The sequence below is a fragment of the Frankia sp. AgB1.9 genome (genome assembly GCF_016786355.1).
In the GTDB taxonomy this organism is placed as follows: domain Bacteria; phylum Actinomycetota; class Actinomycetes; order Frankiales; family Frankiaceae; genus Pseudofrankia.
In genome coordinates this window covers 1-22,189 of the sequence record NZ_JADWYX010000109.1, presented here as the reverse complement: position 1 = coordinate 22,189, position 22,189 = coordinate 1, and the positions used below count along the sequence as shown (strand labels likewise).

General features: G+C 72.7%; 22 protein-coding genes and 1 tRNA gene. 11 read left to right on the top strand and 12 right to left on the bottom strand.

Translation table 11 applies throughout. The annotated features are described in order from the left end of the window. Window positions 1-32: 32 nt before the first annotated feature. Window positions 33-674: a two-component system response regulator gene (locus I6A60_RS31940; RefSeq protein ID WP_203020195.1), complete on the top strand. Its 642-nt coding sequence runs from the start codon at window positions 33-35 to the stop codon at window positions 672-674. 153 nt (window positions 675-827) lie between these two features. Here the strand turns inward: I6A60_RS31940 and I6A60_RS44255 are convergent, their stop codons facing one another. From I6A60_RS44255 to I6A60_RS31905, 7 genes are all read right to left on the bottom strand, one after another. Continuing rightward, window positions 828-1,292 carry a metal-sensitive transcriptional regulator gene (locus I6A60_RS44255; RefSeq protein ID WP_305038706.1) on the bottom strand — a complete coding sequence of 155 codons (465 nt, stop codon included), beginning with the start codon at window positions 1,290-1,292 and terminating at the stop codon, window positions 828-830. Window positions 1,293-1,416: 124 nt separating this feature from the next. Then, window positions 1,417-2,166 (bottom strand): cysteine hydrolase family protein, encoded by a 750-nt coding sequence (locus I6A60_RS31930; RefSeq protein WP_203020193.1) that lies wholly within the window; start codon window positions 2,164-2,166, stop codon window positions 1,417-1,419. Window positions 2,167-2,501: 335 nt separating this feature from the next. Then, window positions 2,502-3,677 carry a BMP family ABC transporter substrate-binding protein gene (locus I6A60_RS31925; RefSeq protein ID WP_203020190.1) on the bottom strand — a complete coding sequence of 392 codons (1,176 nt, stop codon included), beginning with the start codon at window positions 3,675-3,677 and terminating at the stop codon, window positions 2,502-2,504. Window positions 3,678-3,872: 195 nt separating this feature from the next. Continuing rightward, window positions 3,873-4,790 carry an ABC transporter permease gene (locus tag I6A60_RS31920; protein WP_203020188.1) on the bottom strand — a complete coding sequence of 306 codons (918 nt, stop codon included), beginning with the start codon at window positions 4,788-4,790 and terminating at the stop codon, window positions 3,873-3,875. Then, complete coding sequence (locus I6A60_RS31915; RefSeq protein ID WP_203020186.1) at window positions 4,787-5,920, bottom strand: ABC transporter permease; 1,134 nt, start codon at window positions 5,918-5,920, stop codon at window positions 4,787-4,789. The genes I6A60_RS31920 and I6A60_RS31915 overlap by 4 nt, the downstream gene beginning before the upstream one ends. Beyond that, window positions 5,917-7,584, bottom strand: a complete 1,668-nt coding sequence (locus I6A60_RS31910; protein ID WP_203042534.1) for an ABC transporter ATP-binding protein — start codon at window positions 7,582-7,584, stop codon at window positions 5,917-5,919. Before I6A60_RS31910 ends, I6A60_RS31915 begins: the two co-directional genes overlap by 4 nt. A 304-nt stretch (window positions 7,585-7,888) precedes the next feature. Next, the gene (locus tag I6A60_RS31905; protein WP_203020182.1) at window positions 7,889-8,698 is read right to left on the bottom strand and encodes a GntR family transcriptional regulator; all 810 of its coding nucleotides are present in this window, start codon (window positions 8,696-8,698) and stop codon (window positions 7,889-7,891) included. A gap of 442 nt (window positions 8,699-9,140) precedes the next feature. Between I6A60_RS31905 and I6A60_RS31900 the strand changes: the two genes are divergently transcribed. Next, complete coding sequence (locus I6A60_RS31900; RefSeq protein ID WP_307873963.1) at window positions 9,141-9,911, top strand: alpha/beta fold hydrolase; 771 nt, start codon at window positions 9,141-9,143, stop codon at window positions 9,909-9,911. A gap of 31 nt (window positions 9,912-9,942) precedes the next feature. Here the strand turns inward: I6A60_RS31900 and I6A60_RS31895 are convergent, their stop codons facing one another. Continuing rightward, window positions 9,943-10,224, bottom strand: a complete 282-nt coding sequence (locus I6A60_RS31895) for a hypothetical protein (RefSeq protein WP_203020179.1) — start codon at window positions 10,222-10,224, stop codon at window positions 9,943-9,945. A 126-nt stretch (window positions 10,225-10,350) separates the two neighbouring features. Here I6A60_RS31895 and I6A60_RS31890 point away from each other — a divergent pair, with 126 nt between their 5' ends. Beyond that, the gene (locus tag I6A60_RS31890) at window positions 10,351-10,581 is read left to right on the top strand and encodes a hypothetical protein (RefSeq protein WP_013421742.1); all 231 of its coding nucleotides are present in this window, start codon (window positions 10,351-10,353) and stop codon (window positions 10,579-10,581) included. 404 nt (window positions 10,582-10,985) lie between these two features. Here the strand turns inward: I6A60_RS31890 and I6A60_RS31885 are convergent, their stop codons facing one another. Further along, window positions 10,986-11,336, bottom strand: a complete 351-nt coding sequence (locus I6A60_RS31885) for an FmdB family zinc ribbon protein (RefSeq protein WP_203022547.1) — start codon at window positions 11,334-11,336, stop codon at window positions 10,986-10,988. A 304-nt stretch (window positions 11,337-11,640) separates the two neighbouring features. Next, window positions 11,641-12,336, bottom strand: coding sequence for a 5-formyltetrahydrofolate cyclo-ligase (locus I6A60_RS31880; protein WP_203022546.1), 696 nt, complete (start codon window positions 12,334-12,336; stop codon window positions 11,641-11,643). 261 nt (window positions 12,337-12,597) lie between these two features. Here I6A60_RS31880 and galU point away from each other — a divergent pair, with 261 nt between their 5' ends. The 8 genes from galU to I6A60_RS31840 all read left to right on the top strand — a co-directional run bounded on the left by galU (window position 12,598) and on the right by I6A60_RS31840 (window position 20,668). Then, window positions 12,598-13,518 (top strand): UTP--glucose-1-phosphate uridylyltransferase GalU, encoded by a 921-nt coding sequence (galU, locus tag I6A60_RS31875; protein ID WP_203022545.1) that lies wholly within the window; start codon window positions 12,598-12,600, stop codon window positions 13,516-13,518. A 301-nt stretch (window positions 13,519-13,819) separates the two neighbouring features. After that, window positions 13,820-15,112: a gephyrin-like molybdotransferase Glp gene (gene glp / locus I6A60_RS31870; protein WP_203022544.1), complete on the top strand. Its 1,293-nt coding sequence runs from the start codon at window positions 13,820-13,822 to the stop codon at window positions 15,110-15,112. Continuing rightward, window positions 15,113-15,724 (top strand): cyclic pyranopterin monophosphate synthase MoaC, encoded by a 612-nt coding sequence (gene moaC, locus I6A60_RS31865; RefSeq protein ID WP_203022543.1) that lies wholly within the window; start codon window positions 15,113-15,115, stop codon window positions 15,722-15,724. Further along, window positions 15,721-16,272: a molybdenum cofactor biosynthesis protein B gene (locus I6A60_RS31860; protein WP_203022542.1), complete on the top strand. Its 552-nt coding sequence runs from the start codon at window positions 15,721-15,723 to the stop codon at window positions 16,270-16,272. The genes moaC and I6A60_RS31860 overlap by 4 nt, the downstream gene beginning before the upstream one ends. Continuing rightward, window positions 16,269-16,907 carry a GNAT family N-acetyltransferase gene (locus I6A60_RS31855; protein ID WP_013421749.1) on the top strand — a complete coding sequence of 213 codons (639 nt, stop codon included), beginning with the start codon at window positions 16,269-16,271 and terminating at the stop codon, window positions 16,905-16,907. The genes I6A60_RS31860 and I6A60_RS31855 overlap by 4 nt, the downstream gene beginning before the upstream one ends. A 435-nt stretch (window positions 16,908-17,342) precedes the next feature. After that, a complete protein-coding gene (gene glpR / locus I6A60_RS31850; RefSeq protein ID WP_374487302.1) occupies window positions 17,343-18,836 on the top strand; it encodes a gephyrin-like molybdotransferase receptor GlpR in 1,494 nt (497 codons plus the stop codon). Between the two features lie 1,063 nt (window positions 18,837-19,899). Continuing rightward, entirely contained in the window at window positions 19,900-20,514 is a 615-nt protein-coding gene (locus I6A60_RS31845) for a hypothetical protein (RefSeq protein ID WP_203012103.1), read from the top strand. Window positions 20,515-20,591: 77 nt separating this feature from the next. Continuing rightward, window positions 20,592-20,668: transfer RNA gene (locus tag I6A60_RS31840), tRNA-Ala, on the top strand. 201 nt (window positions 20,669-20,869) lie between these two features. Here the strand turns inward: I6A60_RS31840 and I6A60_RS31835 are convergent. Both I6A60_RS31835 and I6A60_RS31830 read right to left on the bottom strand, forming a co-directional pair. After that, entirely contained in the window at window positions 20,870-21,343 is a 474-nt protein-coding gene (locus I6A60_RS31835) for a hypothetical protein (RefSeq protein WP_203012102.1), read from the bottom strand. A 370-nt stretch (window positions 21,344-21,713) separates the two neighbouring features. Further along, window positions 21,714-21,986, bottom strand: coding sequence for a ferredoxin (locus I6A60_RS31830; RefSeq protein ID WP_203012101.1), 273 nt, complete (start codon window positions 21,984-21,986; stop codon window positions 21,714-21,716). Between the last annotated feature and the right edge of the window lie 203 nt (window positions 21,987-22,189).

The following is a 22,189-nucleotide window of genomic DNA, read 5'->3' as shown; positions in this document are numbered from 1 at the left end:
GGCGAACATGACCTGAAGGAGGAGGACGGCGGGTGACCGAGCGGACCGGCGGTCCTGTCGACCCAGGAGGCGGGCCGAGCACGGAACGGCCGCGGAGCAAGATCCTGTTGGTCGACGACCGGCCCGACAACCTGATGGCGCTGGAGGCGATCCTCGCGTCGCTGGACCAGGAGCTCGTCACGGCCTCCTCCGGCGAGGAGGCGCTCAAGCGGCTTCTCGTCGACGACTTCGCGGTGATCCTCCTCGACGTCCAGATGCCCGGCATGGACGGCTTCGAGACGGCCCACCGGATCAAGCAGCGCGGCCGGACCAGGGACACGCCGATCATCTTCCTCACGGCGATCGACCGCGAGCCGCATCATGCCTTCCGCGGCTACGCCGTCGGCGCCGTCGACTACATCGCCAAGCCGTTCGACCCGTGGCTGCTGCGGGCGAAGGTGAGCGTCTTCGTCGAGCTGTTCGAGAAGAACGAACGGCTCGGCGAACTCGTCCACCAGCGCGGCCAGGACTTCGACCTGATGACCGAGGTCGCCGAGCGGCTGATCGCGTTGGACGTGCTGCTGGAGGGCGCCCGGGACGCCTCGGCCGAGGAGATCATCGCCGCGGCCGGCGCCGAGGTTCGCGGCCTCGTTGCCCGCATGAGCCCATTCGCCCGCTCCAGCCCGACCAGCTGACCCGGCAGGCCTCGCCCGGCGCCGCTTCCCCGCGCTAAAGATCGCTACTTCGGCCCTCTGGTGGTCGTAAAACGGGCCTGATGACGACCACCAGAGGGCCAAAACAGCGATCACGGGCGGCGGTCCGGTGCGGGAGTCGGCCCCGGCGGGTCGTCAGGAGCGGACGAGGCGGGCGATGGCGGCGCTTGCCTCGCGCAGCTTCGCCTCGGCGACCGGGCCGCCCTCCGCCGCGGCGTCGGCGACGCAGTGGCCGAGGTGGTCCTCCAGCAGGCCCAGGGCTACGGACTGCAGGGCGCGGGTCACGGCCGAGACCTGGGTCAGGATGTCGATGCAGTACTTGTCGTCGGACACCATGCGCTGCAGCCCGCGGACCTGGCCCTCGACCCGGCGCAGCCGGGCCAGGTAGTCCTCCCGGTGGTGGCTGTACCCATGCGGCGGCGCAGGCTCCGCGACGGCTGACGCCGCGACGACTGGCTCCGCGCCGAGGACTGGCTCCCCGCTGGCGCCTGGATTCCGCCCGCCGCCCGCATCCTGCACGTGGCCCGGGTCCTGCGCCTGGCTCGGGTTCTGGGCGGCGCCCGGGTCCGGCTCGCCGCCCGTGTGCGGGCTCGTCGACATGCCACACCCCGTCCCGATGCCCGTGAGTACCCCCCGAGAGTACGCAGGGACCTCGGAACGGGGTGCCCCCCACGGTCCAGCCGACCGGGGCCGGAGAGGGCGGCTCCTCCCGGCCCGGCTGAGGTCAGGCGTTGACCGGCGCGCCGACGGACGTGAGCAGGGCGTCCGAGGTCGCGACGGCGCCGAACACGCCGCCCTGCATCTTGACCATGTTCAGGGCGGCCAGGTAGTTGCCGTAGTCGGTCGCGCCGGTGCAGTCGGACAGCAGCAGGCACTCGTAGCCGCGGTCGTTCGCGTCCCGCATCGTCGTGTGCACGCAGACGTCGGTGGTGATGCCGGTGAGGATGATGTGCGTGATCCCGGCCCGGTTCAGCACGAGGTTGAGATCGGTCGCGTAGAAGGAGCCCTTGCCCGGCTTGTCGATGACGACCTCGCCCGGCAGCGGCGCGACCTCGTCGACGATCTCCCAGCCGGGCTCGCCGCGGGTGAGGATCCGGCCCTGCGGGCCCTCGTCGCCGATCCCGGCGCCGATGTTCTTCGAGCGCCACAGCTTGTTCGGCGGGCAGTCGGACAGGTCCGGCCGGTGGCCCTCGCGGGTGTGGATGATGAAGAAGCCGAGCGGGCGCAGCGCCTCGAGCAGCCGCGCGGTCGGGGCGAGCCCGGCCCGGGTGAGCTCCAGGTCGTAGCCCATCGCGTCGACGTAGCCGCCCTTGCCGCAGAAGTCGACCTGCCAGTCGATGTTGATGACTGCGGTCTTCGCGGCGGTGAACGTGCCGTCGAACGGCCAGGCGTAGGGCTCAGCATCCACCGGGCCGAACGCGGGCGGCCCGTTCTTGGCCGCGGATGACGGAGTCGCTGTCTCGGTGTCGGTCATCGTGGTCCTTTCGCGGGCCCGGCGCTCGAAGGCGGAGATCAGGTGAGCCGAGGCGCCGGATGGTCAGCGGTTGGATGGTCAGGGAACGTCGAGCGGCTATCGCCGTGACCGCGAAGGTCGGCCCGGCGGAGTGATCGCCGTTTTCGCCCTCAGGTGGTCGTGAATCGGGACTTCTCGCAACCATTTGAAGGCCAAAACGGCGATCAGGTTGAGGGTCCGTACAGCCGGTCGGCCCGCGCCGTCCGGTCCCAGCGTGGGACGGCGACGGCGCGGGCCAGCGGGCGGGTCAGCGCAGGTGGAGCATCAGGACAGCGTTCTGGCGGGACCCGGCGGGATCAGGACTTGGGCAGCTGGCCGACGACGCCGTCGACGAAGTAGTCGATGGTGTCCAGCGTCGCGTAGTCGGGCACGGTTCCGGCGGGAATACGGACTTTTCCGTCCTGGTCGGTGACCGGTCCGGCGAACGGCGAGCCGTCCGCTGCCGAGATCTTCGTCTTGGCCGCCGCGATGGCGTCCTTGGTCTCCTGGGTGACCGACGGGCCGAACGGCGACTGGACGAATGGGTTCTCGCCGTTCTTGTAGCCGACCCGGTAGTTGGCGTTGTACTTGCTGCCGGTGAACGTGCCGGCCTCCGCCGTCTTCACGATGTCGGTGTAGAGCGGGCCCCAGGCCCACTGCGAACCGGTGAGCCAGCCCTTCGGCGCGAGCGACGAGGCGTCCGCGTGGTAGCCGACGGTGTAGGCGCCCGCGGCCTCGGTGGCCTTGATGACGGTCGCGGTGCAGTCCTGGTGCTGGGTGATGACGTCGACGCCCTGCGAGAGCAGGCTCTGGGTGGCCTGCGCCTGCTTGGCCGGGTCACACCAGTTCGAGGTGTTGACGGTGTAGGTCTTCGCGGCCGGGTTGACCGACTTCGCGCCGAGCTCGAAGGCGTCGATGTTCGCGATGGTCTGCGGGATCGGGAACGCGTAGACGTAGCCGAGCTTGTTCGTCTTGGTGGCCTTACCGGCGGCGATACCGGCCAGGAAGACGGGCTCGTACACGGTGCCGAAGTAGGTGCCGACGTTCGCCGTGACCTTGCCGTTGGCGATCACGTTGCCCTGCTGGACGACGACGACGTCCGGGTGCTCGGCCGCGACCTTCAGGGCCGCGTCCAGGTGGCCGTAGCTGGTGGCGAAGATGATTTTCGCGCCCTTCTGGATCATGGAGTCCATGACCCGGGCCGCGTTGTCGTCCTCGGGGACGTTCTCGGCGGTGATCACCTGAAGGTCGGGGAAGGCCTTCTTGATCTCCTGGCTGCCCTCGTAGGCGGCCTGGTTGTAGCCGTAGTCGTCCTTCGGGCCGACGAAGATGAAGCCGACGGCCTTGCTGCCCTTGCCGGGCGCCGACGAGCCGGACGCCCCGCTGGTGGTCGAGTCGTGGGACGCGGCGCTGCTGCAGCCAGCGGCGGCGAGGGTGACGGCGGCGGCCAGCGCGGTGCACGCGACGGCGGTGCGCCCGAAGCGGAATCTCATGCGAACGGGTTCCTTTCCCATGGCAGGCAGGGAAGTTGGGGAGCCGAGAAGCCTCGACTGTTTGCTGGAAAGCAAAGATGGGTGCCGGGGACAGGCAGGCACGGACGGGCGGAGGAGGTGCCTGCCCCGGGCGGCTCCGGGGCAGGCGGCGAGAACCGGGTCAGCCCGTGGCTGATCGGTGGGGGAGAGCGGGGTCTAGGTCGTTCTGGTCTCGAAGACGCGGCGCAGCTCGTCCGGAGCGGCCAGCAGCGTGCGCTTCCCGAGGATGGCCAGGACGAGGATCGTGACGACGAACGGGATCGCGTCCAGCGCGAACTGGTTGATCCCGTAGCCGCGGGCCTGGAGCGCTGGCGAGAGCGCCAGCGCGGCGCCGAACAGGTACGAGCCGGCCATCACGCGCAGCGGGTTCCAGGTGGCGAAGATGACCAGCGCCACCGCGATGAACCCGCGGCCGACGGTCATGTTCTCGAACCAGGCGTTCGAGTACGCGATCGACAGCTGGGCCCCGCCGAGCCCGCACAGCCCGCCGCCGACGATCACCGAGACGTAGCGGACCGCGCTGGTCGAGTAGCCGTGTACCAGCAGCACCTCGGAGTGCTCGCCCGCGGTCCGGACCAGCAGGCCGACCCGGCTCCGGTAGAGCACCCACCACACGGCCGGCGCGACGAAGTACGACAGGTACGTCAGCGGGTCGTGGTCGAACAGGATCGGCCCGAGCCACGGGATCGACGCCAGGCCCGGCACCTTCCACGGGTTGAGCGCGTGGATCTGCCGGCCCACGTAGGCGGCGCCGAACAGGGAGGTCAGGCCGAGCGCGAAGAACATCACCGTCAGGCCGGACGCGAACTGGTTGGCCTTGCGGGCGATGACCAGGATCGCGTGGACGGCCGACAGCGCCGCCCCCGCGCCGATGCCGGCGAGGACGCCGACCCACGCGCTGCCCGAGGTCGCCGTCGCCGCGTACGCGGCCAGGGCGCCGCCGAGCATGCTGCCCTCGGTGCCGAGGTTGATGACGCCGGCCCGCTCCGAGATGGTCTCGCCGAGCCCGGCGTACATGATCGCCGTCCCGCCGCCGACCGCGCCGGAAAGTACGTCCACCGCCAGGCTGCTCATCGCGCCCCGCCCTTCTTACGCGTCGTCCAGCCGAGAACGGCGATGAGGACCAGGCCCATGAGGATGTTGACCGTCGCGGCCGGCAGCCCCGAGTCGAGCTGGAGGCTGTCGCCGGCGACCGTGATCGCCGCGAGCGCCACGGCGGCGATCACGACGCTGACCGGGTTGTGGCGGGCGAGCCAGCTCGCGAGGAACGCGATGTAGCCGAAGTTGGTGGTGATGCCGGTGCGCAGCTTGTACTCGACGCCGGCGTAGTGGACCATCCCGCCGAGGCCGGCCAGCGCCCCGCCGACGAGCATCGCCGAGAGCAGCAGCATCGCCACCGGGAGCCCGGCCCGCCGGGCCGCCTCCGGGTTGCCGCCGATCACCCGCAGCCGGAAGCCCCAGGTGGTGTAGCGCAGCAGCGCCCAGACGACGACGGTGGCGATCAGCGCGAAGACGATCCCGATGTGCACCGACGTCGTACCGAGGTAGGGCAGCTTCGCGGTGTCGGCCAGCTCGGCCGTGGTGGGCTGGCCGGTGCCGTGCGGGTCCTTCCACGGCGAGTAGATCAGGTAGAGCAGCACGTCGAGCGCGATGTAGTTCAGCAGCAGCGTGCTGACCGCCTCGTTGATCCCGACGGTGAGGCGCAGCACCGCCGCGAGGCCGGCCCAGGCCGCGCCAGCCAGCATCGCCGCCACGGCCATCAGGAGCATGGCCAGGCCGCCGCTGAGCTTGTCCCCGAGGGAGATGCCGATCCCGCCCGCGGCGACCGCGCCGATCACGATCTGGCCCTCGCCGCCGACGTTGACCAGTCCGGCCCGTGCCGGCACGACGACGGCCAGCGCTCCGAGCAGCAGCGGCGCGGCCTTGATGAAGATCTGCTCGATGGACTGGGAGTTGGTGAAGGTCGACGTCCAGACGTTCGAGTAGACGCTGGCCGGGTTCGCGCCCTTGGCCAGCAGGAGCACGGTGAAGATGGCGATCGCGCCGGCGAGCGCGAGCGCCCAGCGGCCCGTCGCGCGCCCGACGCCGGCGAGCCGGCTCTCGGCCGGCGCGGCCACCACGGGGCCAACCGGCGTGGTGGCCTTCGTGAGGACCGTGCCGCCTTCGTCCGGGCTGAACTGCGCTGGAATCGTGGTGTCGGTCAAGACTGCTCGCCCCCCGTCTGAGCGTCCGTCTGGGTGCCGCTCGCGGCCGCGGCGGCCGGTGTGGCGTCGGCGGTCCCCGTGTTGCCGTCGGTGTCGGCCGGCTGGCCGGTCGCCGGCCCGGTCGCGGTCATCAGCGCGCCGAGTTCCTGGCGGTTGGTGCTCGCGGCCGCCACGACGCCGGTCAGCCGGCCGGCGCAGAACACCGCGATCCGGTCGGCGACGGCCATCAGCTCGTCGAGGTCCTCGGAGACCACCAGCAAGCCGGCTCCCTCCGCGCGCCTTGCCAGCAGCAGCTCCTGGGTGCGCCGGGTGGTGGCGATGTCCAGGCCCCGGCTCGGGTACGCGGCGACGACCAGCGGCGCCTCGCGGCCCAGCGCCCGCGAGAGCATCACCCGCTGGATGTTGCCGCCGGACAGGTCGGCGACCCGGCGGTGCGCCGGGGCCATCCGCAGCTGGACCTTCTCGTTGATGTCGGTCGTGTGGTGCCCGATCCGGCGCCAGTCGAGGCCGATCCGGCGCAGGAACGCCCGCAGGTTGCTCAGTGCCATGTGCTCCAGCACCGTGAGCGTCGGGACGACCGCGTCGTTGACCGGGTCCTCCGGCACGTCGACGGCTCCGGCCGCGATCCCCGCGGTCGGCCCGCCGCGGCCGAGCTCGCGGCCGTTCACCCGGACCGTCCCGGCCGTGACCGGCCGGGCGCCGACGGCGACCTCGCACAGCTCGCGCTGGCCGCTGCCGGCCACCCCGGCCACCCCGACGATCTCGCCCGGGTTGACCGTGAGGGTGACGTCCAGCAAGGCGGTGACGCCCCGGTCGCCGAGCGCGCTCACGCCGGTCAGCTCCAGCGCCGGGGGCGCCTCCGAGGTGACGGTTGGACGCTCGGCCGGGAGCGCGGCGACCGTCTGCCCGACCATCGCCTCGACCAGCTCGCCGTCGCTCATCGGCTTCGGGTCGACGCCGGCAAGCACGACGCGCCCGCCGCGCAGCACGGTCACCCGGTCGGCGATCGCCCGCACCTCGGCGAGCTTGTGGGTGACGATCACGATGCCCAGGCCCTGCGCGCGCAGCCCGTTCACCATCGCGAACAGCGCCTCGACCTCAGTCGGCGCCAGCACGCTGGTCGGCTCGTCGAGGATGACGATCCGGGCCCCGGACATCAGCACCTTGAGGATCTCGGTGCGCTGCCGCTCGCCGATGGACAGGTGCCGCACGAGGGCGGTCGGGTCGACCGCCAGCCCGTAGGTCTCGCTCGCCTCGGTGATGCGCCTGCGCAGCTCGGCCTGGCGGATCGTGATGCCGGACGTGGCCAGCGCCAGCGCGTAGTTCTCGGTGACGGTGAACGCGGGCACCAGCCGCAGGTCCTGGAAGACCATGCCGATGCCGAGCGCGCGCGCCTGCGTCGGCGAGCCGACGGCGACCTGCTCGCCGACGACCCGCAGCTCCCCGGAGTCCGGCTTGTACATGCCGTAGATGAGCTTGAGCAGCGTCGACTTGCCGGCACCGTTCTCGCCGATGAGGGCGTGTACCTCGCCGGGCCGCACGTCGAAGCTCACGTCGGAGTTGGCGAGCACCTCGCCGAACCGCTTGGTGAAACCGGTGACGCGCAGGAGCGGCTCGGCCGTGACCGTCTGGCCGTCGGGCGCCGTCGCGGTTACCGCGGACACGGCCGGCTCCCGGTGACGGCGTCGATCCGGCCGCGGCCACCAGCCGGGCTTTGCGACCGGCTGGCAGCTGGTCGGGACGGGTTTCCGGCGGCGGGTGGCCGAGGGATTGTTTCGGGCCAACGCCCGAACGTGGCTGACATCGCGACCCTTCTTCTGGCGCCTGTACGTGGCCCAGGAGCGCGTCGGGCGAGGCCAGACCGGATTGCCGTGCGGCCGCCGCGCGCGCGACCGATCAGCCGGCTACCGGGATTTCTGCGTCCGGGCAGCCGACAACGGCGACGAGCGGGGTGGCGATGTCACGGCTTCAGCGCGGCGAGCGGCCTCGGCGGAGCGCCATCTGGGTGATTGCGCTAGCGGCCCGCTTCTCCACGACCTCCATCGACTCGCCGACGTGGTTGCGCAGCTTGCGCACCGCCTCGGGCAGGTCGCCGCCGAGCACCGTCTCGACGATGTCGAGATGCTGCTCAATGGTCATGTGGATGCGGTCTTCGGTGAGGAAGTCGTGCATCCGAACGGGCCGGATCCTGGCGTTGATGGCGTCGAGCATGTTGGCCAGCTCGACGTTGCCAGACGCACGGCAGAGTGTGAGGTGGAATCCTTCGTCAAGCGCGACAAAGGACGGGTCAGGGTCGGGCGGCGCCTGGCGCAGCGCCTCCCAGTTCTCGCGCAGTGGTTCCAGCAGTGCGGGGTCGTGCGGGACGCCGGATTCCAGTGCCCGTTCCAGGCTGTGAAGCTCGAGGACGACCCGAATCTCGTAGAGGTCGCGCAGGCCGTCGAGATCCGGCTCGGCCGGGTAGTAGCCCCCGTCCAGTCGCTTCTCGACCAGGCCGTCTCCAGCCAGCCGGGTGAGCGCCTCTCGCACCGGCGTCCGGGAGACCCCGAGCAGGGCGGCGAGCCGTTCCTCGGTCAGCCGGTCGCGGAAGGAGAACTCGCCCGCCATCAGCCGCTGTCGCAGCCCGACGTAGGCGTGTTCCCGCAGGTTGCCGGTCGTGGCGCCTCGGGCCGATGGCGGTCGCGGCGTGAATCGGTCGGTGGGCGCCTGCGCAGTCGACGGCCGCCCCGCGGTCGGTTGCGCACTCGACGGTCGGGCCGTCGGCGGCTGCGTCGGTGTCATGACGCCGAGCATCCGCCATCGAAGACCGACCCGTCGCCGCCGCGTGCCTGATCGACGCTCGCGTCCAACCGGTCCGGCCGAGCAGCGGCCCCCGAGTTAGGTCGGCCCGACGAGGGCCTACCGCTCGACGACCACCGGCCCGCCGCCGCGGCGGCGGACGGGGAACTTCGGACACTGCGCAACACCCATCCCCCCGAATACGAACCTGTATACAGGCTCGTGTACATGCAGGTGACGGTAAAGATTCCCGTGTTTCCGATCAACCAGCCGATTGTTACGTTCCTGGGTCGGCCCCGGCGGCCCGGGAAGCTGCCCGGACCGGCGGACCGATGATGTCGAGGGCCCGGCGCGCGGCCAGACCGCGCCCGCGGGACGCCCGACGCCGGCGGGTTCCCGGTGGGCGACCGGACGGCCCGCATGACGGATGGTCAGGACGAGAGGTGTGACTGTGGGGACGATCACGGCCAGAACGACGCCCGCTCCGTCGTTCCTGCTGCTCCACGGGGCGGCGACCACGGGCGCGATCTGGGCCGGCGTGCGCCGCGCGCTGGGGGACCGCCTCGCGTTCGCGCCGGACCGGCCGTCCAGTGGGGATCTCGACAGCGAGCTGGCCGCGGTGCGCGACGCCGTCGCCTTGGCCGCCGCGACGACGCCGGCCACTGCCCGTCCCGTCGGCGCCCCCGCGCCGCCTTGGCTGGCCTCGGGCGCGGCCGTCACGTCGACCCGGGAGGAGTCGCGGGCAGTCGTGTTCGGCGGGGTGAGCGGTGGCGCGACGCTGGGCCTGGCCGCGCTCGCGACCGGCGTGCCGCTGGCCGCCGCGGTCCTGCACGAGCCGGCCGTCGGCTCGCTGCTGCCGGGGCTGCTCGCGCCGATGGCCGCGGCGTACGCGAGCGGTGGCGTCGCGGCCTTCGGGAGCGCGCTCTACGGTCCCAGCTGGCGTCCGACGGACGGGCCGATCGATCCCGACGCCGTGGCGCGCGACCTGTCGATGTTCCTGCGCTTCGAACCCGCCGCCCCCGGGCCCACCCCGGGCCCGGTCGTCGTCACGGTCGGCGAGCGCTCACCGGAGATCCGGCACCGCGCCGCGGCGGCGCTGCACCGGGAGCTCGGGGTGGAGGTCCGGGTGCTGGCGGGCTGTGGCCACGCGGCTCACCTTGAGGCCCCGGCTCAGTTCGCCGACCTGCTCGCCGAGGTCGCCACCACGCTGGGCTGACCCCGCCGGCCAGCCCGCGGGCCGGCGCTCGTCAGTGGTCGACGTGATGCGGGGGGACGTCGTCGAGCAGCCGGGCGAGGTTGTCGGCCCGGCCGCTGCGCGAGTCCTCGGGGTCGAGCCCGTGCACTGGCTCGTTGTCCCAGTCGAGGTCGCGCGGCCTGAGCCGTGGCCGGGCGCCGGCAGCGGGCGGCTGGGTCGTGGCGGGTGGGCCCGCGGCTTCGCGAGTACCGGCCTCGGGGCCGGATCCGCCGACGGGGCGGGCGGCGGCATCAACCACAGGCGAGTCGTTACCCGCCTCGTTCTCGCTCGTCATAGTCCGATCCTGCTCATCGCCCGGACGATCCGTCGCGGCGGTTGGCGCGGGGATTCCGTCCGGTTGAATTGCTATACCGCAAAACAGTACCCAGTGCCTATCTGGCGTCAGAGCAAAGTGGCTACGATGTCCGCCGTGGACGACGGTGAGCAGTTGGTCGGCATCGGGGACATCGCGTTCCAACTGAAGATCACGCGGCAGGCGGTTGACTACTGGACCCGTAAGGATCCGCGGTTTCCGGATCCTGTGCAGGTCATCAACGCCCCTGCGGGCAGCGGTGCCAAGGGAACGCGGGTCTGGCGCAAGCGCGAGGTCGACGCCTGGATCGTCGAGCACTACCGGCGCCGAAAGCCCTAGCGCGCACTTCCTCTACTCGGCCGACCTCTTCCGAGAGCTTCGGCGGCTTCGCGTCGTGGCGGCCATAATGGCCGCCCCGCGCGCTCTAAGCGACCGCCGAGACGTACCCGGGAAGCCATGCCATGGGCCTTCCCGGGGCCGTCCGGCGCCTTCTTCGCTTGGCGTCCGACGGCTTTGGTTGGCCCGTTAACGGAAGCCCAGCTACCGCTTTAGCTGCTCCGTGGCGGAACCCTGCCTCGAAAGCAGCCCAAAATGTCCCGACTGCGGCATCTGACTGGATTAGTCCACCGACGACCCGCCACGGTCGACCCGGAGCGGGCCCCGTGGCGGCGCGGTCGCGAACAGCGGCGCCGAGGCGGTGACGCCTCGGCGCGTGGCGAGCGGTGGCCTTGCGCGGCGGTGGGTCAGGCCGCGCTGGCGGACGACGTCGCGCTGGTCGAGCTGCTGGTGGCAGGAGCCGTCGCCGAGGCCGGGCTCGTGGTCGACGGTGAGCTGGCGGCGTCGGTCTTCGGCGCCTCCTTGCTCCCGGTGTCGGCCGTGCCGTCCTTCCGCTGCGCGGGCGCGGTCGCCGACGAGCCGGACCGGCTGTCGGTCTTGTAGAACCCGCTGCCCTTGAACACGAGGCCAACCGAGCTGAACACCTTGCGCAACTGGCCAGCGCAGACCGGGCACTCGGTCAGTGCGGCGTCGCTGAAGCTCTGCACGGCCTCGAGGTCGTTGCCACAGGCGGTGCAGCGGTACTGGTAAGTGGGCACGGTCTCCCTCGCTGTATCTATCCGGCCAGGTGCCGGCCTCGTCGAGCTAGCCAAGCTCAAGCCGGGTCGATCAGGCCGTTTGGCACTCGTAGCTAGCGACTGCCAACTCTAACCGCTCGACCCCCGCTCGCGTTCCGGCTCGGGCCGACGAACCTGTATCCGAACCGTCACACCGAGCCCTGACCAGGCCGGTCTGGGGCCGCCGGCCCACCGGCCAACGCTCACAGCCCGGCCCTCGTTCTCATCCCAGGATGCACCGCCACGGCCGCGGGCACTCCGGCGCCCGCCCGCGCGGGCGGTTGTCCTACCGGCAGCGGAGCAGCCTGGTCGGCGTGACGATCACCGAGACGGACAGGTCGTGCTCGGCGACGGGTACCGCCTCGACGATCGCGTGCTCGTCGACGACGGCGACCAGCGTCGCGCCGGCGCGGACCCGACGCAGCGCGCGGTCGTAGGAGCCACCACCCCGGCCGAGTCGGTGGCCCCGCGGGTCGACGGCCACCGCCGGGACCAGGACGACGTCCGCGCTCGCCAGGTCGACCGTCGCGGCCGCCGGCGGTGGCTCCCGGGTGCCCAGCGCGCCCGGCACGAGGGTGCCGGTGTACTCGCGGAAGTCGAGGTCGAGATCACCGCGCACCACGGGCAGCAGCACCCGCAGGCCGTGCGCGCGCAGTGCGTCCAGCAGCGGCAGCGTGCTGGGCTCGCCGGGCAGGCTCACGAACGCGGCGATCCGGCCGGCCGAGGTGACCTCCGGGAGGGACAGGACGCGACGCGCGATCTGGGCGCCGTCCACCGCCTCCTGGGCCCTCGTCTGAGGTCCCGGCTGGATCGACGGGCTCGGTCCGGCCGGTCCGCGCCCCGTCGCCGGCCATGAGCCGGGCTGGCCGAGCCCAGCACCCGGCCCGGGACGTGGCCCGATGCCCTTGCGGCAGGCGGCCAGCGCGCTGCGCAGGTCGGATTTCGCGCGGGCGATGGCGTCGTCCGCGTCCTGCTCGCCCACCCGTCAAAGACTGCCCGAAGTCGAGGTCAGGCGGGAGGACTCCGGCCGCGAGGGTCACCGACGACCACGCCGGCGGGATGACCGGATGTCATCCGAGGCGTGCCGGATCGTGGGCGAACGATCCCGCTGGGCGATCGAACGGGCGGTCCGGCCGGTTGCCACGCGGGCCGCCGGATGGCCCCGCGCGGCCCGGTGTGGTGTTAACCGATCTGTGCGCCCATGGCTGTGCCGCCGACAGTTGAGCCGACTAAGGTTTCGGCTATGCCAGTGACGAAGGCGGTTATTCCGGCTGCGGGCCTCGGGACCCGGTTCCTTCCGGCGACGAAGGCCGTGCCGAAGGAGATGCTGCCCGTCGTAGACCGCCCTGCCATCGAATACGTGGTCGAAGAGGCCGCCCGTGCCGGCCTGCGGGACGTCCTGCTCGTCACCAGCCGGTCGAAGAAGGCCGTCGAGGACCACTTCGACCGCGATGCCGAGTTGGAGCTGGCGCTGGAGCGCAAGGGCGACGGGGCCCGGCTCGCGCGGGTGCGTGGGTCCGCGGAGCTCGCCGAGGTGCACTCGGTCCGCCAGGGCGCGCCGCGCGGCCTCGGGCACGCCGTGCTGTGCGGCGCCCCGCACGTGGGCGACGAGCCGTTCGCCGTGCTTCTCGGCGACGACCTGATCGATGAGCGGGATCCGCTCCTCGAGGAGATGCTCGCCGTGCAGGAGCGGTTCGGCGGCAGCGTGATCGCGCTGATGGAGGTGCCCGAGGAGGTCGTCTCGCTCTACGGCGTCGCCACCGTGGATCCGGCGCCGGTCGCGGCCGGCGGGCGTTACGAGACCGTGCGTATCCGCGACCTGGTCGAGAAGCCGCCGGCTGACGAGGCGCCCAGCAACCTGGCGATCATCGGCCGCTACGTGCTCGCCCCCAAGGTCTTCGAGGTGCTGCGCCGCACGCCGCCCGGCCGGGGCGGCGAGATCCAGCTGACCGACGCGCTGCGCGAGCTGGCGCAGGCCGCCGACGAGGTCGGCGAGCCCGTGCACGGCGTCGTGTTCACGGGCCGTCGCTACGACACTGGCGACCGGGTCGACTACCTGAAGGCCGTCATCCGGCTGGCCTGCGAGCGGGCCGACCTGGGCCCCGAGATCTACCCGTGGCTGGAGGAGTACGTCGCCAGCGGCGGTCCGAAGGCGGACAACTAGTCCGCACTGGACTCACGATTGACCAGCACCCCGCTGGTGGCTCCGCTGCTCGTATGCCCGCCGGGGGCGTGACCTGCTCTCCTAAGACACAACGGGCCGTCCGTATCCCTTGACGCTGGCGGTGCCGGCCGGAACGCTCCGATGTCTGGGACATGCGACAGTCTGTGACGTGTGATCGTTCGGCCCGCCAGCGCACCCGGCGGTCGACCGGTCGTGCCTTGTGACGGACGCCGCGAGAGAGGCCGGTCGCCCAGGCCAGCCACGAAGTTGCGTGGTTCTTCAGGGAGCGGGGCAAGCGCCGATGAAAAAGGTCGACGAGCATATTTCGGACATTCTGGAATCCGTCGCGGTACTGCCCGCACGGCGCCTTCCGCTGGCGGCCGCGCATGGTTGCGCCCTGGCCACCGATGTTCGCGCGACAATCGCGCTCCCCAGTTTCGACAACTCGGCGATGGACGGTTACGCCGTGCGCGCCGCGGACGTCGAGCAGGCCAGTCCTGACGCTCCGGTCCGGCTTCCGGTAACCGGCGAGATCGCGGCCGGCGCCGCGCTTCCGGACCTGGTCGCGCCGGGAACCGCCGTGCGGATCATGACGGGCGCCCCCTTCCCGCCCGGCGCGGACACCGTCATTCAGCTCGAATGGACCGATGGCGGCACCGAGACGGTCGCGGTGCACCAGCCGGCCCGTCGCGGCCTGCACATCCGCCGGGCCGGCGAGGATGTCACCCCCGGCAGCCTGGTGCTCCGGGCCGGCAGCGTGCTCGGGTCCACGCAGATCGGTCTGCTCGCCGCGATCAACGTCGCCCGGCCGCCGGTGCGCCCGCGGCCGCGCGTCGCCGTGCTGTCCACCGGCAGCGAGCTGGTCGCCGTCGGCAACGCCGTCGGCCCAGGCCAGATCGTCGACTCGAACAGCCACGCGGTGGCCGCGGCGGCCCGCGAGGCCGGCTGCGAGGTGCGGCGGCTGACCGACGTGCCCGACGACCCGGCCCAGTTCGAGGCCGCGCTGCGGGCGATCCTGCCCGAGGTGGACGCGGTCGTGACGACCGGCGGAGTGAGCGTCGGCGCGCACGACGTCGTCAAGGAGGTGCTGGCCGCGACCGGCGAGGTCCGGTTCGAGCGGATCGCGATGCAGCCCGGCCAGCCGCAGGGCTTCGGCGTCATCGACGGCGTCGCCGTCTTCACGCTGCCCGGCAACCCGGTGAGCGCCCTGGTGTCGTTCGAGCTGTTCGTCCGGCCGGCGTTGCGCCGGATGCGTGGCCTGACCGGGCCGGACCGGCCTCGTCCGGTCGTCACCGTGGCCGAGCGGTTCACCTCGCCGCCGGCGAAGCGCTCGTTCCTGCGGGTGCTGGTGGGCCGTGGCGCCGACGGTGGGCTGGTCGCCCACTCGGCCGGTGGGCAGGGCTCCCATCACCTGTCGGCCGCGGCCGGCGCGAACGCCCTGCTCGTCGTCCCCGAGGACGTGACCGTCGTCGAGCCCGGCGACCAGCTGACCGCCATCCTGCTCGCGGCCGACCCGGCCGACGACCTGCTGGCCGGCCTGGCGGTCGACGCCGTGCCCGCGAGCGCCGTGGCCTCGCTGGAGGCGAACGTCTAGATGGAGGCCCCCGCGCGGCTGACCCACGTCGACGAGACTGGCGCCGCCCGCATGGTCGACGTGTCGGCCAAGGACGTGACCCAGCGGGTGGCCACCGCCGGCGGCCGGCTGCTGGTCAGCCCCGCTGTGGTCGAGCTGCTGCGCGGCGCGGGGATGCCCAAGGGCGACGCGCTGGGCACCGCCCGGATCGCCGGGATCATGGGCGCCAAGCGGACGTCCGACCTGGTACCGCTGTGCCACCCGCTGCCGATCTCCGGGGTGAGCGTCGAGCTGACCGTGGCCGACGACGCGGTGGACATCGTCGCGACGGTGCGGACCACCGGGCGTACCGGCGTCGAGATGGAGGCGCTGACGGCCGTCGCGGTCGCCGGCCTGACGATGCACGACATGGTCAAGGCGGTCGATCCGGCCGCGGAGCTCACCGGCGTCCGCCTGTTGGCCAAGTCGGGCGGCCGCAGCGGAGACTGGCGTCGCGACGAGACGGCTGCGCCGGCCAGGGACGCTGCGCCGGCCAGGGACGCTGCGCCGGCCAGGGACAATGGGCCCGCCGGGGAGAATGACGCCGCGCCGGCCAACGGGAGGTCGGACGACCTTCGGGAGGAGACTGGGTGACCGGGCCGGCACAGGTGCCGACGGGCGCGCGGGCCAGCGTCGTCACCGTCTCCGACCGGGCGTTCGCCGGCACGTACGCGGACCGCTCCGGACCATTGCTCGCGGCCGGGCTCGTCGAGCTCGGCTTCGCCGTCGACGGCCCGGTCGTGGTGCCCGACGAGCGGGACCGGATCGTCGCCGCGCTGTGGGCGGCACTGTCCGCCGGCGCGGATCTCGTCGTCACGACCGGTGGCACGGGACTCGCTCCCCGCGACGTCACGCCGGAGGCGACCGCCGAGGTCGTCGAGCGGGACGTGGCGGGCATCGCCGAGGCGCTGCGGGCCGCGGGGCGGGACAAGGTGCCCACCGCGATGCTCTCGCGCGGCCGGGCGGGCGTCGTCGGCCGGGCGCTGGTGGTGAACCTGCCCGGCTCGACCGGCGGGGTGCGCGACGGCCTCGGCGTGCTCGGCGCGGTCGTCGGCCATGCCCTCGACCAGCTTCGCGGCGGCGACCACCGGCCGTCGGGCGGCCCCGGCCCTCAATCCCGGCGGCCGGACCCGAGCCAGTGAACCCGCCCGGCTGGCCCGCCCGGCTGGCCGACGGGCCGGTCGCGGTCCGCCCGCTGCGGATGCGCGACGGGCCAGCGTGGGTGGACGTGCGGCGGCGCAACGGGGACTGGCTCGCGCCCTGGGAGGCCACCCCACCGGGAATGACCGGGATCCGGGTCGGCTGGGCGCAGCGCCAGACTCTCGGCGTCTACAGCCAGATGCTGCGTGGGCTGCGCCGGGCGGCCAGGTCCGGCTCGGCGCTGCCGTTCGCGACCGTCTACGGCGGAGCGCTGGTCGGGCAGATCACCGTGTCGACCATCGTGCGCGGCGCGTTCAACAGCGGCCATGTCGGCTACTGGGTCGACCAGGGGCACGCGGGCCGGGGTATCACGCCGACCGCGCTCGCACTCGTCGTCGACCACTGTTTCGGCCCGGCGGGCCTGCACCGGTTGGAGGCGAACGTGCGGCCCGAGAACGCCGCGAGCCGCCGCGTGCTGGAGAAGCTCGGCTTCCGCGAAGAAGGCATGCACCGCCGATACCTCGCCATCGACGGGCAGTACCGCGACCACGTCGGCTACGCGCTCACCACCGAGGACGTCCCCGAGGGTCTACTGCATCGCTGGCATGCGACTCGTTCCGTCGAAAGACGGCCGTAGCCAAGGGTTCCCGGACGGCCTCGCCGCCCGGAGTGAGCCGCCGTATTTAGCCGACAGAGGTCCGCTGAACGTCGTGGGCGGCGCCGGCCGGCGTCTTCGCTTCCGGCTCGGTCAAACGCCAGGTGACGCGTCCCCGGTTGAGCGTCCGGACACCACGGAGTGCTTGACACGAGTCGCTGTTGCGCGACACGCGGTCTTGTGGTCGGTGACCGGACGGTTTTCCCTCACTAGCGTCAAGCTCGAAATCGGAAACCCACCACCTCCAGGCCGGCAGGACAAGCCGGCAGGTCGGTTGGTTCGACCGAGACCTGGGCAGTCCCCACCGGTGACGGGTCTCGCGCAGACGTCTGACAGACGAGGAAGGCGGCGGCACATGGCCGGCACTCCCGCGCTCCGTGCGCGTTCGGCGTCGCATTTTCGACGCCGGCACGGTTCGTGGGCGGCGGGCGGCGCGGCCCGCCCCCGCCGGGGGGGGCGGCCCCGCGGGGGGCGCGCCGTTCCCGGGGCAGCTGCCGCCGGGAACGGCGGCCGGAACCCGGTGATCTCCTCGTGAGCGCCCTTATCTGGCTCGCCATCGTTGGCGTTTGGGGATTCGTTCTCATCCCGATGTGGCTTCGGCGCCACGACGGCGCGCTGGAGCAGCGATCGGCAGACCGGTTCTCTACCGCGATGCGCGTACTTTCTCGCCGTGGCGGCCGCGCCCAGCCGGAACAGCAGACAGAGACCGACCTCGGAGACGGGCTGGCCGACGAGGACGACGAGGCGGACGACGCCGACGACCTCGAATCGACGATAGAGCTGCAGACGCGGCCCGCCGCTACCGCGGACGACGCGTCCGGCGGACGTCAGACGGCGGCAGCTCGCCCGGCCGGCGACCCGAGCGGGCCCATCGTGGCCCGCGCGGCTGCTGGCCCGGCGGTGCCCACCCGCGCCGACGTCGCCGCGCCCGGCCACGGCGCCGTCCCCGCGCGCCCGGCGGCCCGGTCTCAGGCCGTGGCCGGCGACGAGCGGGGCGAGCTGGACGAGACGGCGCACACGGTCGCCGTCGACGCGGCCCGGCCGGTGCCTCCGTCCCGGCCCGTCGACCCAGAGCGCCATGCCCTGTTGCGGCTGCGCCGGCAGCGGCTGTACGTGCTGCTCGCCGCCGTGCCGGTCACCGTCGGCCTGGCCGTCGGGCTGGCCGGGATGTGGATCGTCGTGCAGGCCCTCGTCGACGTCGGCCTCGGCGCCTACGTCGCCCACCTGCGGCGTTCCGCGCGGACCGAACGCCGGCTGGCCGCGTCGCGAGCCGCCCGTGACCGGCGGATCGCCGCGGATCGCGCCGCGCGCCGATCGATCTGGCCTGGCCCGGCACACGACTCTGCCGGGGTGCCCGGCGCTCGGACGGCGACCAGCCCGGCCCGGGCGACGTCGCCGGCCGCGTCCCAGCAGGGGCGCCAGGGCCGCTCCGGGGACACCGTCACCGCGGCGCCCGCGGGCCGGCCGCACGTGTCGGCGGGAGGCCGGTCCGCGTCGTCTCCCGAGTACGCGCCCGTCCGCCTCTCCGACGAACGTGGGACCCCGCTGTCCTCGGAGGAGCTGGCCACGGCGCGGGCCGAGACCGTCGAGCTCGCGGCCACGTCGCCGGCGATACCGGTCGCCCCGGAGCCGGTCGCGGTGGACGACGTGTACACCAACAATGTGCGGGTGACGGCCGCCCGGCCGGCCGGGCGGCCGACGGTCCGCCCGCCGACGTCGCGGCCCGGCCGGGTCCAGGTCAACCCGCCCGGCACCCATGGCGGTCTCACCGCGCCCCCGCAGCCCGCGGCGGCCGCGCCCGCGGCGACCCCGCCAGCCGCGCCCGGCATGCCTGGCACGCCGGAGGAAGGCACCCCGACCGACGCCGAAGTCGCCGCGATCCGCCTCCTGCGTCCTGCCGTCGGCAACTAGCCGCGTCCCGCCGCGTCGTCGGGTCTGGGCCGGTCTGGCGAACTCGGCCCGCTGGCATGATCGCCGTCGCAGCCCTCCACTGGTCACGAAACCACCGCGGCAATGGCCACCGGGACCCTGCTGGCTTGTTCTGGCCCGGAGTCCGCGCGAGTCCTTCGTGATGGTGGCTGATCTCGCCAGTGGTCGACCACGAGGTAGGGCTGGAGCCTCACAAGGCCTCCCCGTGATCGGGAAGTCGGCGCGCGCCGCCCGGTCCCGCGTCGCGCGGGCCACCGCGCTGTTCTTGGGCCGAGGCCAACCTCGTCAGATGCGGGCCTCCGCGATCGCCGGGGCCGCCTGTGACGAGCGTCGCGCCCGGGTGCGGGAGGTGACCGGGGAGGCGCTCAGGGCCGCCGGGAATTCGTGCGTATCCGGCATACCGCTCCCGGGTGGCTCCGGCATCTGGCGTGCTTCGCGGCGTCTCGGGTGGTTCGTGGCGGGCACGGCGCGCCCGTCCCGTCGAGAGGCGACAGCTGCGGCTGTGCATAATGGAACCGTGACCCACCGTGTGCGGCCCAGCCTCGCGCCACTCGGCGCCGTGGCAAGCGCGCCCTGTCCGCGGTGTTGTCGTTGTCGACGCCCTCGCGTCCGCTGACGCCCGCGCTCTGATCATCATCGCGGCGCCGTCCTAGCGCCGCCGGCCCCGTCCTGGGGCCGACCCGGCGGGGCGCGAGGGGTTTCGAAGCATCTGACGTAGACCGCCCCCTTCCGCGTGTCCTACCCGTCCTTGCGGGCCGGGCAGCCGGATCGGAGTCGTTCCGGACGGACGCGTCGGCCGACCTGCGATCTCGACCGGTCCGAGCCGATCCAGGCATGCCCTGGGGCCGTCGTCACGTCGAGCCGAAAGCCCGGTCCTTCACCGCGAGCCCTGCTGCTGGGGCCCGTCGCGGCGTTGCCCGAGCCGTTCGGTGACGTGGCCCGGCCGCCGGCCAGAGTGCCGGTCTCCCGGGGTCGGGTCCCAAGGAGCCGAGTCCCAGGACCGGGGCAGCCGTGGTCGCCCACCCACCATCGAAAGGCAGTCGCCGTGACGTTCGAAGCCTGGCTTGGCCGGCTGCGGAACGACGGATACCTGCTCTGCCCGGCCAGCACCGCCGTTCCGGTGGAACTGCGCGCCGTGCGTCCGGACGGCTGGGGCGTGCACCTGCGCTGCCGCGGCGTCCACGTCCGCCTCGGTCTCTACCGGCCCGGCCGCCCGGCCTGGCAGGTGCCGCTGCGTGACCGCCACGTGATCCCCGAGGAGACCCTGGAGCTGTGGGAGCACCGTCCGCTGCGCCAGGCGGCCGATACCGGTGCCGGCCTGCCCGCCGGGACCAGGATCGTCTTCACCGGCGCCGAGGACCTTCCCGACCACCAGCTGGTCTTCGACGGCTCCAGGGAGCACGGCTGGCGCGGCCACGAGGCCGGCCTGCTCCGCGCCGGCGCCGCGGCCGAGATCTTCGCGACGCTGCTCGCCGCGGCCGAACCCGAGCTCGACCGCTGGCGCCCGTCGGCGGCCAGCGCCGGCGGCCTGCGGCTGTCGTCGGCCTCGCTGTCGGCGGCTGAGGCCGGCCCGCGCAGGGGCGCCGCGGTCCCGTCCGCGCGCGTCGCCGCTTCGGCGCGGCCAACCGTCGCGGCGGGTGCCGACCAGGCCCGACCCTGACCGGTGTGCCCTGGAAAATCCCAGTCCGCCCCGCCCCCACACCACGTTGCCCGTCCTGTAAGCTGCGAAGTGCTTCAGGGGGTGTAGCTCAGCCTGGTAGAGCGCCTCCCTCGCACGGAGGAGGCCAGGGGTTCGAGTCCCCTCACCTCCACCAAAGTCGCCAAGTTCGAAACATGATCTTGGCTGATTTGGACCCCTGGAGATGACACGCCGTTCGGGTGAACCCCGGGCGGCGTTTTGCTGTCCCCTTGGAGGGGCCGGTCACAGGGTGGGTTCGCCATGGTTTGTGCCGAGGATTGTGGGTCTGGCCGGTCGGTGCCGGCTGAGGCGCTCTCGGCGCTCAAGGCCGCGAGGATCAGCGGATGGCGGGATCTCGCTCGGACTTCGTCGGCACGCCGGTCTGGCGCTGGGCGGGGCGGCTCGCTGGGGCACTAGGCGCGGTCAGAGCTACGAGCGCCGTGAGGAAGAGCAGGCCTTCGACGATGAGACTGACCACGCCTAGTGGCTCGCTCCAGGCGCCCTTGTCATCGGTGTACCCGGGTAGCCCGGGCCCGCGTGACAGGACGTATCCGACGAAGGGGCCGAGGCCGACGCCGGCCGCGAGTAGCCAGGCTGTACGGTCCGGCCGAGTGAGCAGGAGCCAGGCGGTGACGAGGCCGGCGATTTCCAGAAAGACATATCCGACCTGTACATAGCCAGGCGTCTTGTCGAAAGAAAACCAATTCTGATCCTCGAGGTGGATGACTGCGGTCACGACGCACAGGGCGGCGGCGAAACCTGGGCTCGGCCGCCGTCCGTGCGCCTTGCGCGGATGGGGTGAAATCGGCATTTCGAGTCTCCTCCAGCTGTGTCGCGCCCTAATGGCTGGCTGCCCGGACAGGTGTGTGGCCAGCGGCATCGTATTTGGTGGATCCCGGCTGTCCCTGCGCCGAGGACCAGCGTGTTGCGCCCGGGACCCTGGGGTCCCGAATGCCTTTATACGGTGCGTGCCAATGCCTTTCCGCCGGTATTCAGACCGTCGCGTGAAGGAGATCGTCGAGCCGTCAAGGTGATGCGGCCTGCGGTATTCAAGTTGCCGGCGTGAGGCGGGTCTGCCTGGTCATGGCGCCCTGCTCGCGGCGAGCGCCTGCTTCATTCGGGCCGTTGCGCTGCCGCAGGCGGTGGACGGGCGCCACTCCGTACGGCGTCGTCCGCCCGCGTCAGGAGATCCTCCGCAGGCGCAGGGCCAGGCGTGGGCAGCTTTCGACGGCGCGGTCGGCGTGCGCGGCGAGTCGCGGGGGGACCGGGATCTCGCGCGTCGGGCGGGCGCCGCCGGGCGCGCCGTGGCGAGCGGCTGTGGCTCTGGCGGCGTCCTCGTGCGAGATCGGGTAGCCCCACCGGTCCTGGGTGAGCAGTTCGGGGAGCAGCTCGACGCACCAGCCGCGGCCGTCGCAGGCCGTCCAGTCGATGGCCAGGCTCAGGTCGATGGCCATGGTTGCCGCCCTTTCCTTCGTGCTGTCGGCTTCCCGGCCGTTTCTGACGCCGGCCCTGGTGCGTCGGGCGGGCCCCCCCCCCCGGGGGGGGGGGGCGCGGGGGGGGGGGCCGGGGGGGGGGCGCCCCCGAGCCAGGCGATGGTTCGTTCGATCTTCCAGCGGTGTCGGCCGAGTCTCTCGGTGGACTCGATGCCGCGGCGTGC